This window comes from Roseibium aestuarii (genome assembly GCF_008477545.1).
GTDB lineage: Bacteria > Pseudomonadota > Alphaproteobacteria > Rhizobiales > Stappiaceae > Roseibium > Roseibium aestuarii.
The window spans coordinates 1,758,776-1,777,839 of sequence record NZ_VORA01000001.1; the positions used below are offsets into that span (position 1 = coordinate 1,758,776).

Annotated in this window: 14 protein-coding genes; 5 read left to right on the top strand and 9 right to left on the bottom strand. The window is 66.4% G+C overall.

All coding sequences use genetic code 11. The features are described 5' to 3' along the window. Positions 1–51 precede the first annotated feature (51 nt). Positions 52–963, bottom strand: coding sequence for a LysR family transcriptional regulator (locus FR728_RS07470; protein WP_149891944.1), 912 nt, complete (start codon positions 961–963; stop codon positions 52–54). A gap of 89 nt (positions 964–1,052) precedes the next feature. After that, entirely contained in the window at positions 1,053–1,775 is a 723-nt protein-coding gene (locus FR728_RS07475; protein ID WP_244304419.1) for a GntR family transcriptional regulator, read from the bottom strand. Positions 1,776–1,905: 130 nt separating this feature from the next. On the opposite strand from FR728_RS07475, the gene FR728_RS07480 reads away from it, so the two are divergent. Further along, on the top strand, positions 1,906–3,249 hold the full coding sequence (locus FR728_RS07480) for an ArgE/DapE family deacylase (RefSeq protein ID WP_149891946.1): 1,344 nt from the start codon (positions 1,906–1,908) through the stop codon (positions 3,247–3,249). Positions 3,250–3,397: 148 nt separating this feature from the next. Then, the gene (gene lexA / locus FR728_RS07485; RefSeq protein WP_149891947.1) at positions 3,398–4,126 is read left to right on the top strand and encodes a transcriptional repressor LexA; all 729 of its coding nucleotides are present in this window, start codon (positions 3,398–3,400) and stop codon (positions 4,124–4,126) included. A 127-nt stretch (positions 4,127–4,253) separates the two neighbouring features. On the opposite strand, the gene FR728_RS07490 is transcribed toward lexA, so the two are convergent. Then, a complete protein-coding gene (locus FR728_RS07490) occupies positions 4,254–7,118 on the bottom strand; it encodes a ComEC/Rec2 family competence protein (RefSeq protein WP_188318814.1) in 2,865 nt (954 codons plus the stop codon). 560 nt (positions 7,119–7,678) lie between these two features. On the opposite strand from FR728_RS07490, the gene gltX reads away from it, so the two are divergent. The 3 genes from gltX (at position 7,679) to FR728_RS07505 (ending at position 11,972) form a co-directional block, all read left to right on the top strand. Then, positions 7,679–9,103 carry a glutamate--tRNA ligase gene (gene gltX, locus FR728_RS07495; protein WP_149891949.1) on the top strand — a complete coding sequence of 475 codons (1,425 nt, stop codon included), beginning with the start codon at positions 7,679–7,681 and terminating at the stop codon, positions 9,101–9,103. Positions 9,104–9,417: 314 nt separating this feature from the next. Continuing rightward, positions 9,418–10,707 carry a citrate synthase gene (gltA, locus tag FR728_RS07500; RefSeq protein ID WP_149891950.1) on the top strand — a complete coding sequence of 430 codons (1,290 nt, stop codon included), beginning with the start codon at positions 9,418–9,420 and terminating at the stop codon, positions 10,705–10,707. Between the two features lie 224 nt (positions 10,708–10,931). Beyond that, entirely contained in the window at positions 10,932–11,972 is a 1,041-nt protein-coding gene (locus FR728_RS07505) for a dihydrolipoyllysine-residue succinyltransferase component of 2-oxoglutarate dehydrogenase complex (protein ID WP_149891951.1), read from the top strand. A gap of 65 nt (positions 11,973–12,037) precedes the next feature. Here the strand turns inward: FR728_RS07505 and lpxB are convergent, their stop codons facing one another. The 6 genes from lpxB to bamA form a co-directional block, all read right to left on the bottom strand. Next, positions 12,038–13,264, bottom strand: coding sequence for a lipid-A-disaccharide synthase (lpxB, locus tag FR728_RS07510; protein WP_149891952.1), 1,227 nt, complete (start codon positions 13,262–13,264; stop codon positions 12,038–12,040). After that, complete coding sequence (locus FR728_RS07515; protein WP_149891953.1) at positions 13,261–14,136, bottom strand: LpxI family protein; 876 nt, start codon at positions 14,134–14,136, stop codon at positions 13,261–13,263. The genes lpxB and FR728_RS07515 overlap by 4 nt, the downstream gene beginning before the upstream one ends. A gap of 6 nt (positions 14,137–14,142) precedes the next feature. Beyond that, complete coding sequence (gene lpxA / locus FR728_RS07520) at positions 14,143–14,940, bottom strand: acyl-ACP--UDP-N-acetylglucosamine O-acyltransferase (protein ID WP_149891954.1); 798 nt, start codon at positions 14,938–14,940, stop codon at positions 14,143–14,145. Between the two features lie 7 nt (positions 14,941–14,947). Continuing rightward, on the bottom strand, positions 14,948–15,412 hold the full coding sequence (gene fabZ / locus FR728_RS07525; RefSeq protein ID WP_149891955.1) for a 3-hydroxyacyl-ACP dehydratase FabZ: 465 nt from the start codon (positions 15,410–15,412) through the stop codon (positions 14,948–14,950). 76 nt (positions 15,413–15,488) lie between these two features. Continuing rightward, positions 15,489–16,526, bottom strand: coding sequence for a UDP-3-O-(3-hydroxymyristoyl)glucosamine N-acyltransferase (lpxD, locus tag FR728_RS07530; protein ID WP_149891956.1), 1,038 nt, complete (start codon positions 16,524–16,526; stop codon positions 15,489–15,491). Positions 16,527–16,636: 110 nt separating this feature from the next. Then, positions 16,637–19,021: an outer membrane protein assembly factor BamA gene (gene bamA, locus FR728_RS07535; RefSeq protein WP_149891957.1), complete on the bottom strand. Its 2,385-nt coding sequence runs from the start codon at positions 19,019–19,021 to the stop codon at positions 16,637–16,639. Positions 19,022–19,064 lie beyond the last annotated feature (43 nt).

Genomic DNA, 19,064 nt, shown 5'->3' on the forward strand with positions numbered 1-19,064 from the left:
GCGCAGCAGCAGGATCCCCGGCGTCACCTTGTCGTCGCCGGCCAACGCCCGTCACGGACGGGCAGACAGGCTCCGTTGAAGAAGGTCTTCCAGATGGCGGGCAAATCGTTCGGCGGCAAAACTCAAGGGCGCGTCAGGGGGCAGGCTGAGCTGGAGCCGCGTGTCCACCTGCGCGTCGTCACCAAGCGGCCGCGCCACCAGCAGCCCCTGCTCCAGATCGCGCACCACGGAGAGTTCGGGCAGAATCAGCAGAGCCGCCCCGAGCCGCGCCAGCTCCTTCTGCACGGTCATGGAGGCCGTGGTGAAGACGACCTCGGCCGGACTGCGCTTCGCCGCCCGCAGCCGCGCCTCAATGGCCTGGCGCAGGGAATAGCCGTGATCCGGCAGGGCCAGCGGCCAGGCCTGAAGATCGGCGAGCGTCAGGACCGGGAGGGCGGCCGCCGGATGGTCGGGCGCCATGATCGCCCGATAGGCCATCGGCACCTGGGCGCGCACCCGCACCCGCACATCCTCGGGCGAGAACATCGTAAGCGCCATGTCCGCATCCCCCCGGGTGACGGCCATCAGTCCCTCGCGCGCCGAGGTTTCCTGAACCTTGAGGCGGATCGCGGGAAAGGCCTTCATGAAGCCGGCCATGGCATGAGCCATGACCGATCCGCTCGCCGCGCCATTGACGCAGACGCTCACCTCGCCGCGGCGCAGGCCACGCAGGTCATCGACAAACTGCTGCGCCTGATCGAAGGACCGGCTCGCCGTGCGCAGGTGCTGGGCGACCACTTCTCCGGCGGCCGTCAGCTCGATGCCACGGGCCCCGCGCTCGATCAGCGGCGCACCGAAATGATATTCCAGATTGTCCATCTGCCGCGAGATCGCCGTGGGCGACACGCCGAGAGACTGGGCCGCCTGCCGGATCGAGCGGCATTTGACCAGTTCGAGGAAATAGGTGATCGCCTGTATCTGCATGGGCCGTGTCCGAGGCTCTAGGTCTGTTGCGCAAGCGTCCAGCCTTGTGACGCAGGACGCAGCGCGTCAAATAACTTATCGACGTTACTTTAAGTTGGAAGAGAGGAAAACAGCGGCACCACCCGGTCGCGGGCCTCGCCTATGTGGAACCGCAGCGCGGCGGCAAGCCGATGGGGATCGCGCGCCTCCAGCGCCTCCAGGATCGGATCGTGGTTGCGCGCGATCCGCGCCGGGTCGTCATAGAGCCGTCCGATCACCGCAATGCCGGCGCGCATGTCGAGCGCGATGTCATCCAGCACCTTGAGGAGCCGCCCGTTGCCGGACAGGCTCGCAAGCATCCGGTGGAAGGCATAGTCGGCGGCAACCTGTTCCGCCGGACGCGCCGAGCGGGCAAGCCCGTGCAGCAGCCCCACCTGATGGCGCAGCCGGTCCATGTCCGCCTCTCCGATCCGCTCCAGCGCCTGACCGGCCGCATGGATCTCCAGCGCCAGACGCAGATCATACATGTCATAGAGCTGGGGCGCAGTCAGGGTGCGCACGAAGAACCCCCGCCGGGGATGGGAGATCACGAGCCCCTGCGCCTCCAGCAGGCGGGCGGCCTCGCGCACCGGCGCCCGGCTGGTCCCCAGTTCACGCGACAGCTGCAGCTCGTTGAGCCGCTCCCCCGGCGCATGTCGCCCGGCCAGGATCCCGTCACTGATCTGCGCCGCGATCCGGTGCGGCAGATCCCGCTCCGTGCCCGTGTCCATGTCCATGCCCATGCCCGTGCCCATAGCCGTGCCCGTCTCCGAACCGTCTCTCTCCATGTTCATCGCCCGCACTGCCAACCGCTTCCGTCTGTCTCACGGAGACATATTCCCATGAGAGCCGATTGTCGACAATTGACAGGCCCGTGACCCCATGCTTGCCTCGAGGCTTCCCGCCCCAGATCCGGACCCTGCCATGACCGATCCGCTTGCCCCTGCCGCCCCGTCCGAGGGTGAGGCCCACGCCTCCCTTCTCGACCCCGCACTGGAGGCCGCCATCCTTCAGGCGGTGGAGGACGGGTTCGACGCACAGATCGGCTTCACCTGCGATCTCGTGCGCTTTGCCTCGCGCCGCGGCGCCGAGCGCCCCGCCCAGGAATGGCTCGCCCGGCAGCTCTCCGACCGGGGCTATGGGGTCAAGAGCTTCCTGGTGGATCTGGCGAAGATCCACGACCATCCCGGCTTCTCGCCGGTCACCGTCGACTACCGGGACGCCCTCAATGTCATCGCCACCCACGAACCGCGCACGCCCCGCGGCAAGTCGCTGATCCTCAACGGTCACATGGACGTGGTGCCGGAAGGCCCGCTCGACATGTGGCAGGTCTCGCCCCCCTATGAGCCGAAGATCGTGGACGGCTGGCTGCACGGGCGTGGCGCCGGCGACATGAAGGCCGGCATTGCGGCCAATGTCTTCGCCCTCGATGCGCTCCGCCGCCTAGGATACCAGCCCGCCGCCAGGGTCCACATCCAGTCGGTGGTGGAAGAGGAATGCACCGGCAACGGCGCGCTCGCCTGTCTCGTCGAAGGCTATACAGCCGATGCGGCCATCATCCCCGAGCCGGAGGATGAACGACTGGTGCGCGCCAATGTGGGGGTGCTCTGGTTCGAGGTGCTGGTCGCCGGCCACCCGGTCCATGTGCGCGAGGCCGGCTCCGGCGCCAATGCCATCGAGGCAAGTTTCCGGGTCATCGAAAGCCTGAAACGCCTGACCGAGGCCTGGAACGGCGAGAAACACGCCTGCCCGCCCTTCGCCGACCATCCCCATCCGATCAACTTCAACCTGGGCCAGATCGAAGGGGGCGACTGGGCCTCTTCCGTGCCCTCCTGGTGCCGCATGAACTGCCGCATCGCCATCTACCCCGGCGACGACCCGAAGGACCGGGCCCGCCAGATCGAGGAGCATCTCGCCCGGGATCTGGCCGGCGACAGTTTCCTCGGCAACCGTCCGCCGCAGATCACCTGGAACGGCTTCTTCGCCCGCGGCTTCGTGCTGCCGGACAATACGGAGGCCGAGCAGGCGCTCGCCCGCGCCCATCGCCGCGCCACCGGCAGCGATCTGGAGACCATGGTCTCCACCGCCTATCTCGATGCGCGCGTCTTCGTCATCTATGCGGACATCCCCTGCCTGGTCTATGGGCCCGTCACCCGGGGCATCCACGGCTTTGACGAAAGGGTGAGCCTTGCCTCCGTCAAGCGCATCACCGGCGCCATCGCCCTCTTCATCGCCAGCTGGTGCGGACTGGAGCCGATCGACGTCTGAGGGGGAGCGGGCCGTAGCAAATCCTTAAGCGGTTGCGGAACACAATAAGAACAGGTAATGTACGTTCATGATTTGTACCGCCCGGATTCGATCCTCCTGTCCAGGGAGCGGCTCCGCACCGGGCGGCCCGTGACATGAGAGGCTGGGCATGCTCACCCGCAAGCAATACGAACTGCTGATGTTCATCCAGGAGCGCCTGAAGGAAACCGGCGTTCCGCCGTCCTTTGACGAGATGAAGGACGCCCTCGACCTCCGGTCCAAGTCGGGCATCCACCGTCTGATCACCGCCCTGGAGGAACGTGGCTTCATCCGCCGCCTGCCCAACCGGGCCCGGGCGATGGAAGTGTTGCGCCTGCCCGAGAGCATTTCGCCCGGCCTTGCGACCCCGCCCCAGCGCGGCACCTTCTCGCCAGAGGTCATCGAAGGCGACCTCGGCAAGCCCGCAAAGCCGGCAGCCCCCACGCGGCCCGCCGCCGATCCGGTTCCGGTCAGCGCCGGCATCGAGATCCCGGTCATGGGCCGGATTGCCGCCGGTGTGCCCATCGAGGCGATCCAGACCCACAGCCATTCCATCTCGGTTCCGCCGGAGATGCTTGGCAAGGGCGAGCATTATGCCCTCGAGGTTCGCGGCGATTCCATGATCGAGGCCGGCATTCTGGATGGGGACACCGTCCTGATCCGCCGGACCGACAGCGCCGAAAGCGGCGACATTGTCGTGGCCCTCGTGGATGACGAGGAAGCCACCCTCAAGCGCCTGCGCAAGAAGGGGGCCTCCATCGCTCTCGAAGCCGCAAACCCGGCCTATGAGACCCGAATCTTCGGACCGGGCCGCGTCCGGGTGCAGGGGCGTCTTGTGGCGCTGTTCCGGCAGTACTGACCGGGCGCGAGCACTCACCGGGCGGCAACACTGACTGATCGGGCCTCAAGGCGGTCCGGTCCCCCGGAAGTAGGTCCGTCGGGTCAGGGGCGCCTCTCTCGCCTTTTTACGCGGGTGGACGCCACTGCTAGCGCGATCCCGCAGCTGCGGATCCCATGGCCTCGGCATCAGCCTCGAGGCGGGGCATCCATGGCCGACGCAGGGACGGGATCGCGCTGCGCACATGAAGCACGAGCCCGGAGGGCGGCCCTGCTGCGCCCGATTTCGCCTCCGGTTCTGACAGTCGTTCCGGCGTTGCGAGCCCCGGCGTTTCAAGTCCCCGCGGCACCTCGCGCTCCGAGCCGGAACCGGAACTGGACCCGGTGAGGTGGTCGCCTTTCTCAACCCGGGGCGCATCCGGATGCGGGGTCAGCCACACGGACACGGCTCCGCCCGTGGCGAGCCTTCGCTGATCAAGCACGAGGCTTGCGGCGCAGTCCGGAGGCGCGATCAGGGCCGTGACGATGACATCCGCCAGAAGGCAGTCTTCCCGCAGGGCCGCGCCGGTTTTCGGCAGGGCAATCCGCAGGCTCCCCGGAAGGACGCCATAGGCTGACCCCTCGCGTCGCCTCGGCTCCGGCGCAGCAGCGGCCCCCTCTTGCGGGTCGGAGGGGCCGGATGGATCGGTTGACCGTCCGCTCGCACCATGTTCACGCGAGTCATGTGCACCGGCTCCCTCCGTCCCATACCCCCGCATCACACAGCCCCCCGCGTCGCAGGACCGCAAGAGGGACGTCACGCCCCGATGTCCGCCGGTTTCTCCCTCCGTCGTGAACCAGACCTCCGCCTGCAGGGACCGCGCGCGGGCCGTGGTGACCAGATCTCCCGTACGCGTCCGGAAGGCCACGTGGCGACCATCCGCCGAGACCTGCAGGTCCGGCGGCCGCTCCTGTCCCCAGAGCACGAGACCCAGGCCAATCGCCGCAAGCGGTCCGGCCGCCCCGATGAGCCCGGGGGCGGCCCGGCGCGACATGTCCCGCAAGCCTCGCGCAGCCCCTTGCCCGGCCTGACGCATCCGGACGAAAGGCCCCTGCGCGCGCCCCGAGGGAACGCCGGCGTCCCAAGCGTCACCTTGGCCCCCCTGCTGGCGAGCAAAAGGCACCGGCTCCCGGTCCGGATCCCCCGCCAGACGGGCTCCACCGCCCAGCCCCGCCCGGGGCGACGTCCCGCGCGCCGCCCAGGCAAGCGTGAGACAGATCAGCCCACCGCCAAGCAGCAGGCTGGCGGTCACCCCCGGCGGCGGCACCGCCCCCGCGACGGCCCCCGCTACGGCCCCCACAGCGCCCCCGATGCCCGATCCGTCACCCGTGCCGAATCGGGCCACCGCATGGGCGATCTCCAGCAGCCAACCAAGGGCAAGGGTCATGCCCTGAAGCGGCAGGCTCGCCAGACCGAGAGGCAGAAGCAACAGCGCAAGCCCGCCGAGCGGCATGATGATCAGGGCAAAGAGCGGCATGGCAAGCAGATTGCCGAGAAGGCCGAAGGGGGCAATCCGCCCGAAGTGATGGGCGCCGATGACCCCGGTGATCGTGCCCGCCACGAGCGACGTCACCAGCAACCCCAGCCCGTAGCGCCCGACGGCCCCGGCAAGCCGCAGGCTCCGCGAGCGGGTGGCAGGCCGGGCACGGCGCCGCCGTCCGCCCTCGCGCCCCCCTGCGCGCCGCCATCCCTCATAGACTGCAACCAGACAGAGCACGGCGCCAAAGGACATCTGGAAGCCCGGCGACAGCAGCCGCTCGGGAGCCGGCACCAGCAACAGGATCCCGGCGAGCGCCACCGAGTGGAGGGTCAGGCCGCGGCGGTCGGTGAGCCGCGCCAGAAACACCAGCGCCACCATGAGGAAGCTGCGCTGGGTGGGCACCGCCGCGCCGGAAATCACCAGATAGAGGGTCGCGAGCGCCAGACCGGCGACCGCCGCGATCTTGTGGGTGGGCGCCGACAGACTGAAGCCAGGCAGAAGCGCAAGAACCAGTCCGACCGCCGCATAGCCCGCACCGGCAAAGATCGCCATGTGCAGGCCGGAAATGGCCAGAATGTGGGCGAGACCCGCCTGCCGCAGATCCTCTTCCGCCGCCTCCCCCACGCCACTGCGGTCGCCCACCAGCAGGGCAACCGCAAGTCCGGCCTCCGGCCCGCCCCCGGCGCTTGCCAGGAGCCGCCGTGCGAGATCGGCCCGGAGCGCCTCAAGCCCCCGGGATGCCCGGCCCCTCCAGCCCGTGTCATCGCTCGCCTGCGGCATCTCCACGAAGCTGATCGGACCGAGCACCTGACCGCTGGCTCCAAGGCCGGCGAAATAGCTCCAGAAGGCAAAGTCATAGGCGCCGGGTGCCGCCGGACCTCCGCCAGGCACAAGCCGAAGACGGGCCTCGATCCGGTCCCCCGGCTGCGGGCCCGATGCCTGAAGTCCGGACCTTGGCCCTTCGGGTGGCGACGGGAGCCCGGCGTCCCTGGATGTCGCCTTCGGCGCCCGGACGTTCACCCGCACCCGCATGCCGAGGAGATCCGTGCGCCCTCCCTGATCCGTCTGCGGTCGGCCCTGCCGGTCCTGCAGCGCAAGGATCTTCAGCACCAGCCGCAGCCCCCGCTCCCTCGGCTCCGTGCTCTCCACATGGGCCAGCACCCGAACCACCCGCGGCGCATCGAGCCGCGGCCCGGCCACCTGGAGACTGCGCCAGGCCCCGCAGGCCACGCCGCTCACCAGAAGCAGGGAGATCAAAAGGAGCCGGGAGGTGAGCCGGGACGCGGGGAAAAGGAAGGGAGTGGGCTGCCCCCGGCGCGGCACCAGCAGGGCACGCACGCCCTGCCAGCAGCACGCCAGCGCAAGTCCGAGCCACAGAAGCGCAAGCGCCCAGGGCTCCGGCTCTTCGGGCAGCTGGAAATAAAGGCCGATGCCCGCGCAGAAGACCAGCGCGCAAAGGAGGGTGGTCTGGTTCGGATCCCCCAGCGGCGGCACCAGCGCCGCAAGCCTGAACGGGCCCGATGGGGCCTCACTCCGGGGTCGGGTTCGGCTCTCATACCGATCCGGACCCGGTGACCGCCCCGCCTTTGGCCCCGCATCCGGCTCGGACGCCGTCGGTGAGGAAGATGACCAGAAAGATGTCCGGGAAAATGAACGGGCAAACCCGGGGAACCGTCGCTGGACCCTGTCATCCGGGGCCGTATTCCGGCTGTCCCGACCGGCATCCCCCCGAGCCCCGCCTGGCGCGAGCGCTCCGGCCGCAGAGGCCAGGTCCTTGCCCTCATCCGGTCCGGCGGGGCCCCGACCCGGCCGATCGTCTGCGCGATCCGCCATCGGTCCCGTCATGCTTGCCTGGCGTCTCGAACGGGGGGACGCCCTCCCCCTTCCCTGCGGCCTCTCCGCCCGGCAGTCAGCCTGGCGCTCGCTCAGCCCGAAACGGTTTCACAGGCTTTTTGGCGCAAGGCTTTTTCAATGTCCCGCGCCTATGGTAAGACCCGGGCCAAACGGAGCGCCGCACGGTGCCCCGATCTTTTCACAGACCGACCGAAAGCACCATGTCCAAACCGATCGTCACGCGCTTTGCGCCCTCGCCCACCGGCTTCCTTCACATCGGCGGCGCCCGCACGGCCCTGTTCAACTGGCTCTACGCCCAGCACCACGGCGGAAAGATGCTGCTGCGCATCGAGGATACCGACCGGGCTCGCTCGACCCAGGAAGCCGTGGACGCGATCCTCGACGGCCTGAGCTGGCTGGGCCTGACCTGGGACGGCGAGCCGATTTCCCAGTTCTCCCGCGTGGCGCGCCATCAGGAAGTGGTCGACGAGCTGCTGGCCCGTGGCCAGGCCTACAAGTGCTATGCCTCGCCGGCCGAGCTGGACGAGATGCGCGAGACCGCCCGCGCCGAAGGCCGCGCGCCGCGCTATGACGGCCGCTGGCGCGACCGGCCCGAGAGCGACGCCCCCGAAGGCGTGGCCCCGGCCATCCGCCTGAAGGCCCCGCAGAACGGCGAGACCGTGATCGAGGATCTGGTGCAGGGCACCGTGACCTTCGCCAACAAGGACCTGGACGATCTGGTCCTCATGCGTTCCGACGGCACGCCGACCTACATGCTGGCCGTGGTGGTCGACGACCACGACATGGGCGTGACCCACATCATCCGCGGCGATGACCACCTGACCAACGCCGCCCGCCAGACCCTGATCTTCAAGGCCCTGGACTGGGATGTCCCGGTCATGGCCCATATCCCGCTGATCCACGGCCCCGATGGCGCCAAGCTATCCAAGCGCCACGGCGCGACCGGGGCCGAAGCCTATCGCGCCATGGGCTACCTGCCCCAGGCCATGCGCAACTACCTCGCCCGCCTCGGCTGGAGCCATGGCGACGAGGAGATCATTCCCCTCGACAAGCTGATCGAGTGGTTCGATTTCGATGCGGTCGGCAAGTCCGCGGCCCGCTTCGACTTCAAGAAGCTGGAGAACCTGAACGGCCACTACATGCGCTCCACGGCGGATGCCGATCTGCTGGACGACTGGAAGACCTGCCTCGCCCATCTCGACGGCGGTGCAGCAATCCTCGACTGGATGGCACAGGGCGATCATGAAGCCGTGACCCTGGCCGCCCTGCCCGGCCTGAAGGAACGCGCCAAGACCCTGGTCGAGCTGACCGACAGCGCCAGCTACCTGTGGCGCCAGCGCCCGCTGGACTGCGACGAGAAGGCCGAGAAAATTCTGGATGACACCGGTCGCCAGATCCTGAAAGATCTTCATGAGGTCCTGAGCGCTCAGCCTGCCTGGGACGCGGAGCCCCTTGAAATCGCCGTGAAGGCCTATGCCGAGGAAAAGGATCTCAAGTTGGGCAAGGTGGCACAGCCGCTGCGCGCCGCCCTCACCGGACGCGGGGTTTCTCCCGGTATCTATGACGTCCTGATCGCGCTCGGCCGGGAAGAATCCCTCGGCCGCATCGCCGACCAGGCCGCCTGACCCAAGGGCACTTCCGACGGACCCACAGCGCCGGGTCCGTCGGCACGCATAGCTCATTGTGAAGCGTATACATTTGCGCACAATGATCAACTTGCGGCGCTGCACCAAATGGTTTACGCAGAACGCGTCCATTCCTCCAGCAGCAGCTGGGCAGCGCGTTCGGCGTAGGGCCGGCACACAGGAGGACACTTGATGCCGGCCGGCAAAGGCTTGAGCGACGCCCGAAGACGTTGGCAAAACGCCCCTCGGAGCACACCGCCAAGAATGTCGCATAAGCGCTGCTGCATATGACATATGAAAAGGGGGTTTTCTGAATGGCCGACACTACTGCCAAGCTGAACGTGGGTGGTACCGAACAAGAGTACGACGTTCTCAGCGGCTCCATTGGACCGTCCGTCGTGAACATCGCGTCCCTTTACAAGGACACGGGCATGTTCACCTACGACCCGGGGTTCACCTCCACCGCGTCCTGCGAATCCAAGATCACCTACATCGACGGCGATGAAGGCACGCTTCTGTATCGCGGCTACCCGATCGATCAGCTGGCCGATCAGGGCGACTTCCTGGAAACCTGCTACCTGCTGCTTTACGGCGAACTGCCGTCCAAGGCTGAAAAGAACGACTTCGTGCAGCGTGTGACCTACCACACGATGATCCACGAGCAGATGTCGCGGTTCTTCGCCGGCTTCCGCCGCGACGCCCATCCGATGGCCGTCATGGTGGGCACCGTGGGCGCCCTCTCCGCCTTCTACCACGACAGCACCGACATCTCCGATCCGCATCAGCGCATGGTCGCTTCCCTGCGCATGATCGCCAAGATGCCGACGATCGCTGCCATGGCCTACAAGTACCACGTCGGCCAGCCCTTCGTGTACCCGCGCAACGACCTGGACTACTCGTCCAACTTCCTGCGCATGTGCTTCTCGGTTCCTTGCGAGGAATACAAGGTGAACCCGGTTCTGGCCCGCGCCATGGACCGTATCTTCATCCTCCACGCCGATCACGAGCAGAACGCGTCCACGTCCACCGTGCGTCTGGCCGGCTCTTCGGGTGCCAACCCGTTCGCCTGCATCGCGGCCGGCATTGCCTGCCTCTGGGGCCCGGCCCACGGCGGCGCCAACGAGGCAGCCCTCAACATGCTGTCCGAAATCGGCTCCGTTGACCGTATTCCGGAATTTGTGGCCCGCGCCAAGGACAAGAACGATCCGTTCCGTCTCATGGGCTTCGGTCACCGGGTCTACAAGAACTACGACCCGCGCGCCAAGATCATGCAGAAGACCTGCCACGAGGTTCTCGGCGAACTGGGCATCAAGGACGATCCGCTCCTCGACATCGCGATGGAACTGGAAAAGATCGCTCTCAACGATCCCTATTTCGTCGAGAAGAAGCTCTATCCGAACATCGACTTCTACTCCGGCATCACCCTGCGTGCGCTCGGCTTCCCGACCACCATGTTCACCGTGCTGTTCGCTCTCGCCCGCACCGTGGGCTGGATCGCCCAGTGGAAGGAAATGGTGGAAGATCCGTCCCAGCGTATCGGTCGTCCGCGCCAGCTCTACACCGGCGCGCCGAAGCGCGACTACAAGCCGATCGAACAGCGCTGAGCCTTTCGACAACAAGACATGGAGAAGGCCGCCCCCGGGCGGCCTTTTTCGTTTCTCGGGCTCCTGTATTGCGGCGCCTGTTTCTCGGCCCGTGTTTCGCGGCAAGCTGGCTCTCCGGCACACGCACCGGAACGGCATGACTTTCGCCTTGGCAAGCGCGGCGATTCCGGGTCTCTTGGGCACACGTTACCGCCCAAGCATTTTCCCTGCGAACTGGATTGCCCGTGCCCCGCCTGATCGAGATCTTTTCGCCGCGCGATGACGCCCTTTATCCGCTCACCGTCTCGTCCCTGCCCTTCACGGCCGGGGACACGGTCCGCAAGGGTGAAATCATCGTCGTCATCACAGGCCCCGAGCAGGAGCGCAAGATCCGCGCGCCCATGGACGGGTGGATCACGGCGGTCAATTTCGAGGCCGGCACAAGGCTCAACCTGCGCTCGCCACTGTTGCGCATGGAAGTTGCAGACGAGGCAACGAGGGACCCGCAGGAAACCACATCTGCGGCTCCCCGCAACGAGCCCGGGCCGGCCGGAGAGACGCTGCACGGCGCAACACCGCCACCAACGGCGACCGCGAGGCCTGACACCGAACCCGGCGCCACGTCCGGGAAGCCTGTCGCCGTTCAACCAAGGCAAAGCAAGTGGATCAGGTGGGGCGGCATTGCCGCCACGCTCGCCGTCCTGTGGCTTGTCACCCCGGCAACACGCTTCTCGCTTCTGTCCGGCGGCATGATCCCGCTGGATATTGCCGTCTCCCACGACCTCGGCAAGATCTGGTCCAACGTGACCGGCCCGATCCGCTTCGGGAGTGGCACCAACGGACAGAAGGAGACACGCCGCAAGGAGAAGCCGGACCTGCGGCGCTCCTCAGGCGCCCTGTCCCTGACCTGTCAGGGCACCGGTGAAGCCTATTGGCAGGGCTCCTTGCTCACGGGGGGAAAGCCGATCGAGACCCGGGACGACGATGTGCGGGGCACGCTGAAGCTCGACTATGACGCGCGCAAGGCCTGCATCGACGTCGCCTCCTACGGGAAGCGGGAGGGAAAGACCACCGCTCGCGAGATCATCGCCTATTGCGTCCCCTTCGAGATCAGCGGCGACACGCTCTATCTGAGCGATGACGAATATATTGGAGGGACCAGCACGGCGCCGACCACCCTTGGCCTGGCGGACCTGCGGATGCTCTATGACACTCAGAAGGAAGGACTGGATGGGGAACTCGAACGCGCCGAGACCTTCGATCTGACCTGTCGGGCCGCTGACTGAGATTACGGTAATCCACAAATCCGGGGCCACGAGCAGCTGCATGTGCCTGTCCAGACAAGCATGGATCAGGCCTGCACGGCTCCCGCGCGGATGAGAACGTCGATCACCACACGGGCCGCCGCTTCCGACTGGCTCTGACTTTCCGGCAAGCGCATGATCGCGTCCAGATCGCCGAAGGCGTCCACCTGGGACCGGCGTTCCTCCGTATCCGTCAGAAGCGTCTCCAGCCGCGCGGCGAGCGCTTCCGGCGTCACCTGCTCGTCCAGATATTCCGGGATCACGTTGCGGCCCAGAATGATGTTCGGCAGCACCATGGAGGTGACCTGGGCGATGGGAATGATCCTGTTCAGATCCTTGAGGCGCCGGAAGAACCAGTCCACCTTGTAGGCGACCGCCATGGGGACGCCGGCAATGGCGAGCTGAAGCGTGACCGTGCCCGACGCCGCGAGCGCCGCATGGGCGCGCCGGAAGGCCTCATTCTTCGCCGCCTCGCCTTCCAGGATCGTCGGCTTCACCGGCCAGGAAGCTGTCTCCTGCCGGATGCGCGAAACCAGATGAGGCACGGCCGGAAGCAGCACTTCGAGATCCGGCACACGGGCCGCCACACGGGCCACCGTCTCTCCGAAGACAGGAAGGAGCCGCTCGATCTCGCTGCCCCGGCTTCCGGGAAGAACCACCAACACCCGGTGCGGATCGTCCCGATCGCTGCGCTCACCCGGCGCGGGACGCAGATCGCCCAGATGCTCGATGAGGGGATGCCCCACATAATGGGTCGCGGGGCCGCCGAGCCGCGCGTGCACCGCAGGCTCGAACGGCAGAAGCGCCAGCAGCGCGTCCACATAGGCGCGCATCTTTCGCGCGCGCCCCGGACGCCACACCCAGACGGAGGGCGACACATAACCGACGATCGGAATATGCGGCGCCTTGCGGCGCACCCGCTTGGCCACGTTATGGGTGAAATCCGGGCTGTCGATGATGACGATCACATCCGGATCCGCCTCGACCAGCGCGTCAACAGTCTGATGTACGCGCTTGATGATCAACGGCAATCGCTGAAGAACCGCCGTCAGGCCCATGACCGACGTATCGGCAATGTCGAAGACCGAGGTCAGTCCTTCGGCCTGCATCCGGTGGCCGCCGGAGCCGCAGAAGCGCAGGCCTGTTCCGAGCTTCGCCTTGAGGGACGCCATCAGCGCGCCACCGAGAAAGTCGCCGCTCTCCTCGCCCACCACGAGCCCGACGGTAAGCGGACGATCCGGATGGGCGCTGGAGCAAGGAGCCTTCGCGGTCATGCCGGTGCTCCGCTGTCGCCCGCGAACCCGAAGACGAAGAGACCGGCCGCATCCGCAGCCCTCAGGGTCTCCTCCCGCTCCGCGATCAGGGCGCCGCCGCTTTGGACCGCAATGCCCGCGAGGCCCGCCGCCTTGGCCAGCGCGACGGTCTTCGGCCCGATGGTCGGAAGGTCGACCCGCAAGTCCTGACCCGGTTTCACGGTCTTGACCAGCACGCCCGACGGCGCCCTGGCCCGAACCCGGCCGGAGGCACGCAGCTGGGCGCAACGCTCCAGCATGGCATCGGTCCCCTCGGCCCCTTCCAGCGCCACGACACGGCCGGCGACCGCAATCGCCCCCTGGCCGATATCCAGATCCCCGAGCCGGCGGGCGGCCTCCCGCGCAAGGCCCACATCGGCGAGAGCGGCCGCGTCCGGGTGCAGCGCGCCAAGCGCCCCTTCGCCGGCCAGAAGGGCCGGAGCAATTTCATGAAGTCCAACCACGTGGAAACCCTCCGCCTCGAAGATGCCGATGACCTTCGACAGCAGGCTGTCGTCGCCCCCGGTCATGGCCCTGAGAATGCGCGGCAACCGCCGCAGCGTGCCCGGATCGCCGAGAATGGAGGTGAAATCCGGGCGGCGGACGATGCCGCCGATCAGGATCAGGTCACGGCATCCGGCCCGCGACAGGCCCTTGAACAGGCGCCCGATCTCGCCAAAGCCCAGCACCGCATCGGCCCGCTGGGTAATCGCCTCGCAGGCCTCGTTGCGAATGGCCACCACATGGGCGCGCCGCCCGGCGCGGCCCAGTTCGTCAAGAACGGCGAGCGGCAGGGAACCATTGCCGCAGATGAGCCCCACAGGCCCGTCCACGCTCCCTGCCGCTTGCCGCATGATCGCTCAGCCTTCGCCGCGCGGCGTCATGAAACGCCGGTTCTCGCGGGCGAACATGAAGTCGGTGACGGTTTTGACCAGCGGCCGATCCGCGTGAGCCTCCGCCACGCGCGCGGCGCGCTCCAGCAGCGTGCCTTCCTCGCTCTCGAAAATCTCGCGATAGGCCGCCCGCAGCGCATGAATCTCCTCGCGCGGCAGGTTGGAACGCTTGAGGCCGACCAGGTTGAGCCCGGCCAGATGCGCCCGGTCACCGATGGCGGAGCCGAAGGGAATGAGGTCGAACTCGACACCGGTCAGCCCGCCGATAATGGCGCCCTTGCCCACGCGGATCCACTGGCGAACGGCGCTGAGGCCGCCCAGGATCACGTGATCCTCCAGCTCCACATGGCCTGCCAGCGTGGCGTTGTTGGCCAGAATGCAGCCATTGCCGACCACACAGTCATGGCCCACATGGGTGCTCATCATGAAGAGGCAGTTGTCGCCTATCTTCGTCAGCCCGCCGCCGCCGGCCGTGCCCGGGTTCATGGTCGCGTGTTCGCGGATCTGGTTGTTGCGGCCGATCTCCAGACGGGTGACCTCGCCAGCATATTTCAGATCCTGCGGCTGATGGCCGATGGAGGCGAAGGGGAAGATCGTCGTCCCCTCACCCACGGACGTGTGGCCAGCCACCACCACGTGGGACTTCAGCTCGACGCCATCATGCAGGGTCACATTCGGACCGACCACGCTGTAGGGCCCGATCACGCAGCCGTTGCCGATCTGCGCTCCGTCCTCGACAATCGCGGTGGGATGGATCTTGGTCATTGCGGCCTCACGCATCCACCAGCATGGCGCTGATCTCGGCTTCGGCCACCTTGGCACCCGACACCATGGCAATGGCGTCGAACTTCCAGATGTTGGCGCGCTGCTTGATCTTTTTGACGTGGAATTCCACCACATCGCCCGGCACCACCGGCTTGCGGAACTTGGCCTTGTCGATGGTCATGAAATAGACCAGCTGCGGGGCCGCTCCGTCGCCGCGTGCGTGAATGCACAGGGCACCGGCGGTCTGGGCCATGGCTTCGATCAACAGGACGCCCGGCATGATCGGCTGCTTGGGGAAGTGACCGGTGAACTGCGGCTCGTTGATCGTCACGTTCTTGATGCCGATGCAGCTGTCGTCCCCGTCCATCTCGATGATCTTGTCGATCAGCAGGAAGGGGTAGCGATGCGGCAGCAGCTCCATGATCTTGAGGATGTCGGCGCTGGCCAGTTCTTTCTTCTCGGTAACGTCCATTGTCGTGCCCCCATCTGGCGCGGATCCGAAGCCGCGCCCGTCAGATACATTCGGGTAGAACTCGTTCGAGCCCCGTTTAAGCGTCCTTGCCGCGCTCCGCAAGCTTGCGCAAGGCGGCGATTTCGCGGAACCACTGCTTTACCGGCTTGGCCGGGGTGCCGCCATAGCGCCCGCCGGCGGGCACATCCTCGTTCACCACACTGACGGCGGCAATCTGCGCGCCCATGCCGATGGTGACGTGCCCGCGCACCCCCGACTGACCGCCGATGGCCACGAAGTCTTCCAGCGTGCAGGAACCGGACAGGCCCACCTGAGACACGATCACGCAGTGCCGGCCGATGACCACGTTGTGGCCGATCTGCACCTGGTTGTCGATCTTGGTGCCCTCGCCGATCACCGTGTCCCGGTTGGCACCCCGATCGACCGTCGTGTTGGCACCGATCTCCACCTTGTCCTGAATGATCACCCGGCCCACCTGCGGCACCTTCAGATGCCCGCCCAGACCCATGGCATAGCCGAAGCCATCTTGCCCCACGGCTACGCCCGGGTGCAGATAGACCTGATTGCCGACGAGCGCATGCTGGATCACCACATTGGCGCCAATCACGCAGTCACGCCCGATGCGCACCTTGTCGCCGATCACCGCATTGGCCTCGATCCGCGTGCCCCGGCCGATCTCGGCCCCGGCGCCGATCACAGCCCCCGGCCCCACGCGCACCCCGTCTTCGAGCAGCGCGTCGGGATGAACCACGGCCCGCTCGGAGACACTCGACAGCGCCTGAACCTGCGGCACCATGGCGTCGGGGAAGAGCTTCGCCAGAACCAGCGCCCAGCCCTTGTAGGGTTCGGCACAGACAAGGGCCGCGACCCCCTCGGGAACCTTGGCGGCATGTTTCTTCGCCACCAGACAGGCGGCCGCACGGGTCTGGGTCAGCTTCTCCAGATAGGCCGTGTTGTCGAAGAAGACGAGCGCCCCTTCGCTGGCATCCTCCAGAGGCGCGACCAGGCGGATCACCGTCTCCGGCGTTCCGCTGGCAATCTCGGCGCCAGCCCATTCGGCGATCTGCCCGATGGTGACCGGGGCGAAGGGGGCGAAGAAGGACAGGTCTGTCATGGCGTGCACTCGAATACTCTGCGCAAGGCGCAATCTGAACGGCAAACGGCCGCCTTTGGGGGCGGCCGTCCGAAATCTTTGTACGGAAGCCCGGAGCTTCTCGACCCGGCTTAGAAGCGGGTGCCACCGGAGAGGCGGAACACCTGGGTCTTGTCGCTGTCTTCCTTCATGAGCGGCCAGGCGAAGTCGGCACGCAGCGGACCGAACGGCGACTGCCAACGGATACCCGCACCAACCGAGGCGCGCAGGGCGAAGTCGTCCGAAACCACCTGACCACCGTTGGTGTTCACGATGTTCTCCAGATCGTCATCCGCATCCCACAGGGAGCCCGCGTCTGCGAAGACCGCACCGCTCAGACCGAATTCCTTCGGGATGACCGGGAACGGGAAGGTGCCTTCAGCCGTGGCGGCGAAGAACATCTGGCCGCCGATGGCATCGTCACCCACGGAGTCACGCGGACCGATGCCGGAGTTCTCGAAGCCGCGCACCATGGTGCCGCCCATCATGAACTGCTCGGAAACGCGCAGACGCTCGTCGCCCAGACCGGTGATGTGACCGCCCTGGATGGCCAGCTTTCCGACCAGACCGAAGTCCGGCAGCAGCTCGCGATAGGCGCGGGCTTCGGCCGTGGTCTTCAGATAGAAGCTGTCGCCGCCGACGCCGGCAAATTCCTGACCGAACGTGGCATAGAAGCCGTCGGACGGGTTCAGGTTGTTGTCCAGCGTGTTGTAGGCCAGCTTGTAGCTGATGGCCGACGTCAGACGCTTGCCGAGGCTGTCGCAGATGGCCGGAGACAGGTCCGGGTTAACCGCACAGTCGGCCAGACCGGTTGCACCAGGGCTTGCCGGATCGGAAATGTCCGTCTGGTAGATTTCGTAGCCAAGACGCAGGGTCAGCTCTTCTTCCTTGAGCGGAAGGGTGAAACCGAAGCCGCCGCCGATCTTGTCCTCGTCATAGTCGCGGTAATCGTTCTCTTCCGTCACCTTGCGGTACAGGTCGAGATCGAAGCCGATGCGACGGCCGAGGAAGAAGGGTTCACGGAAGGAGAACTCGTAGGACTGGGTGTCCGTACCGCCGCCCACGCCGATCTTCACGTACTGGCCACGGCCGAGGAAGTTCTTCTCGGAGATGGACACGTCGCCGATGACGCCGTCGGTGGTCGAGTAGCCGATACCGAAGGAGACTTCCCCGGTGGCCTTCTCTTCCACGTTCACATTGACCACGACCCGGTCGGGCGCGGAACCCTGGGAGGTGGTGACGCTGACCTTCTCGAAGAAGCCGAGGTTCTTCAGGCGACGCTCGGCCTTGTCCAGCAGCGCGCGGTTGAAGGCATCCCCTTCCGCCAGATCGAACTCGCGACGCAGGACATATTCCCGGGTGCGATCGTTGCCGACGATGTTGATGCGCTCCACATAGGCGCGCGGACCTTCCTCGATGTAATAGGTCAGCGAGATGGTCTTGTTGTCATAGTCGCGGGAGGCGCGCGGACGCACCTGGGCAAAGGCATAACCGCCTTCGGCCACGCGAACCGTCAGGTCCTCGACGCTCTGCTCGACACGCAGCGAGTTGAACGTGTCACCGGCATCGGTGCGCACGACACCACGCAGGCTCTCCGGATCCACGTCGGACAGGGAGGACACCACTTCCACGTCGGAAATCGTGTACTTCTCGCCCTCGTCCACCGTGAAGGTCACGTAGAAGACGTTGGTCTCGCGGTCGAGTTCAGCGGTCGCAGAGAGAATGCGGAAGTCCGCATAGCCCTTCTTGAAATAGTACTGACGCAGCAGCTCCTGATCCGCGGCCAGACGGTCCGGATCATAGGTGTCGGTGGTGCGCAGCCAGCCCAGCAGACCGGTTTCACGGGTGCGGATCACGTCCTGCAGACGGCTGTCGGAGAAGGAGTCGTTGCCGATGAAGCTGATGCGCTCCACGCCGGTCTTCGCCCCTTCGTCGATCTCGAACACCAGGTCGACGCGATTGTTGGCCCGATCAATGATCTTCGGCTCGACGGACGCGCCGTAGCGGCCGGAGCGACGATAGGCTTCGAGCAGGTTCTGAACGTCGGACTGAACCTTCGCACGGGTCAGCATGGCGCGCTCGGAGGACCGCACAACGGTCTTCAGGGCATCGTCATTGAGCTTCTTGTTCCCTTCGAAGGAGACCCGGTTGATCATGGGGTTCTCGCTCACGGTCACCACCACGGAAGAGCCCTGCGGGGTGATCTTCACGTCGGCGAACAGACCGGTCGCAAACAGCGCCTTCAGCGATTCGTCCACATCACCAGCCCCGTAGGACTGGCCCGGACGGATCGTCAGATAGCTGAGAACGGTTTCTTCCTCGATGCGCTCGTTGCCGCGCACCACGATGGAGCGGGCGACAGCAGCTTCGGCAACGGTGGCGGAAAGAGGACCGAAACCGACCGGAACGATGGCGCTCGAGCCCAGGAACGCCGCTGCAAGGAGCACGGCGGAGGAGTTTTTCTGCAATCGCTGCATTAGTGCGCTATGCCTTTTGTCTTAAAGCCCCGACACGACCGGA

What these genes read in the sequence shown, in the direction of transcription:
- FR728_RS07480 (WP_149891946.1), top strand. Translation starts at nt 1,906, where the DNA reads ATGACCGATCCGCTTGCCCCTGCCGCCCCGTCCGAGGGTGAGGCCCAC.
- bamA (WP_149891957.1), bottom strand. Translation starts at nt 19,021, where the DNA reads ATGCAGCGATTGCAGAAAAACTCCTCCGCCGTGCTCCTTGCAGCGGCG.
- lexA (WP_149891947.1), top strand. Translation starts at nt 3,398, where the DNA reads ATGCTCACCCGCAAGCAATACGAACTGCTGATGTTCATCCAGGAGCGC.
- FR728_RS07475 (WP_244304419.1), bottom strand. Translation starts at nt 1,775, where the DNA reads ATGAACATGGAGAGAGACGGTTCGGAGACGGGCACGGCTATGGGCACG.
- lpxD (WP_149891956.1), bottom strand. Translation starts at nt 16,526, where the DNA reads ATGACAGACCTGTCCTTCTTCGCCCCCTTCGCCCCGGTCACCATCGGG.
- gltA (WP_149891950.1), top strand. Translation starts at nt 9,418, where the DNA reads ATGGCCGACACTACTGCCAAGCTGAACGTGGGTGGTACCGAACAAGAG.
- FR728_RS07470 (WP_149891944.1), bottom strand. Translation starts at nt 963, where the DNA reads ATGCAGATACAGGCGATCACCTATTTCCTCGAACTGGTCAAATGCCGC.
- fabZ (WP_149891955.1), bottom strand. Translation starts at nt 15,412, where the DNA reads ATGGACGTTACCGAGAAGAAAGAACTGGCCAGCGCCGACATCCTCAAG.
- lpxA (WP_149891954.1), bottom strand. Translation starts at nt 14,940, where the DNA reads ATGACCAAGATCCATCCCACCGCGATTGTCGAGGACGGAGCGCAGATC.
- lpxB (WP_149891952.1), bottom strand. Translation starts at nt 13,264, where the DNA reads ATGACCGCGAAGGCTCCTTGCTCCAGCGCCCATCCGGATCGTCCGCTT.
- gltX (WP_149891949.1), top strand. Translation starts at nt 7,679, where the DNA reads ATGTCCAAACCGATCGTCACGCGCTTTGCGCCCTCGCCCACCGGCTTC.
- FR728_RS07515 (WP_149891953.1), bottom strand. Translation starts at nt 14,136, where the DNA reads ATGCGGCAAGCGGCAGGGAGCGTGGACGGGCCTGTGGGGCTCATCTGC.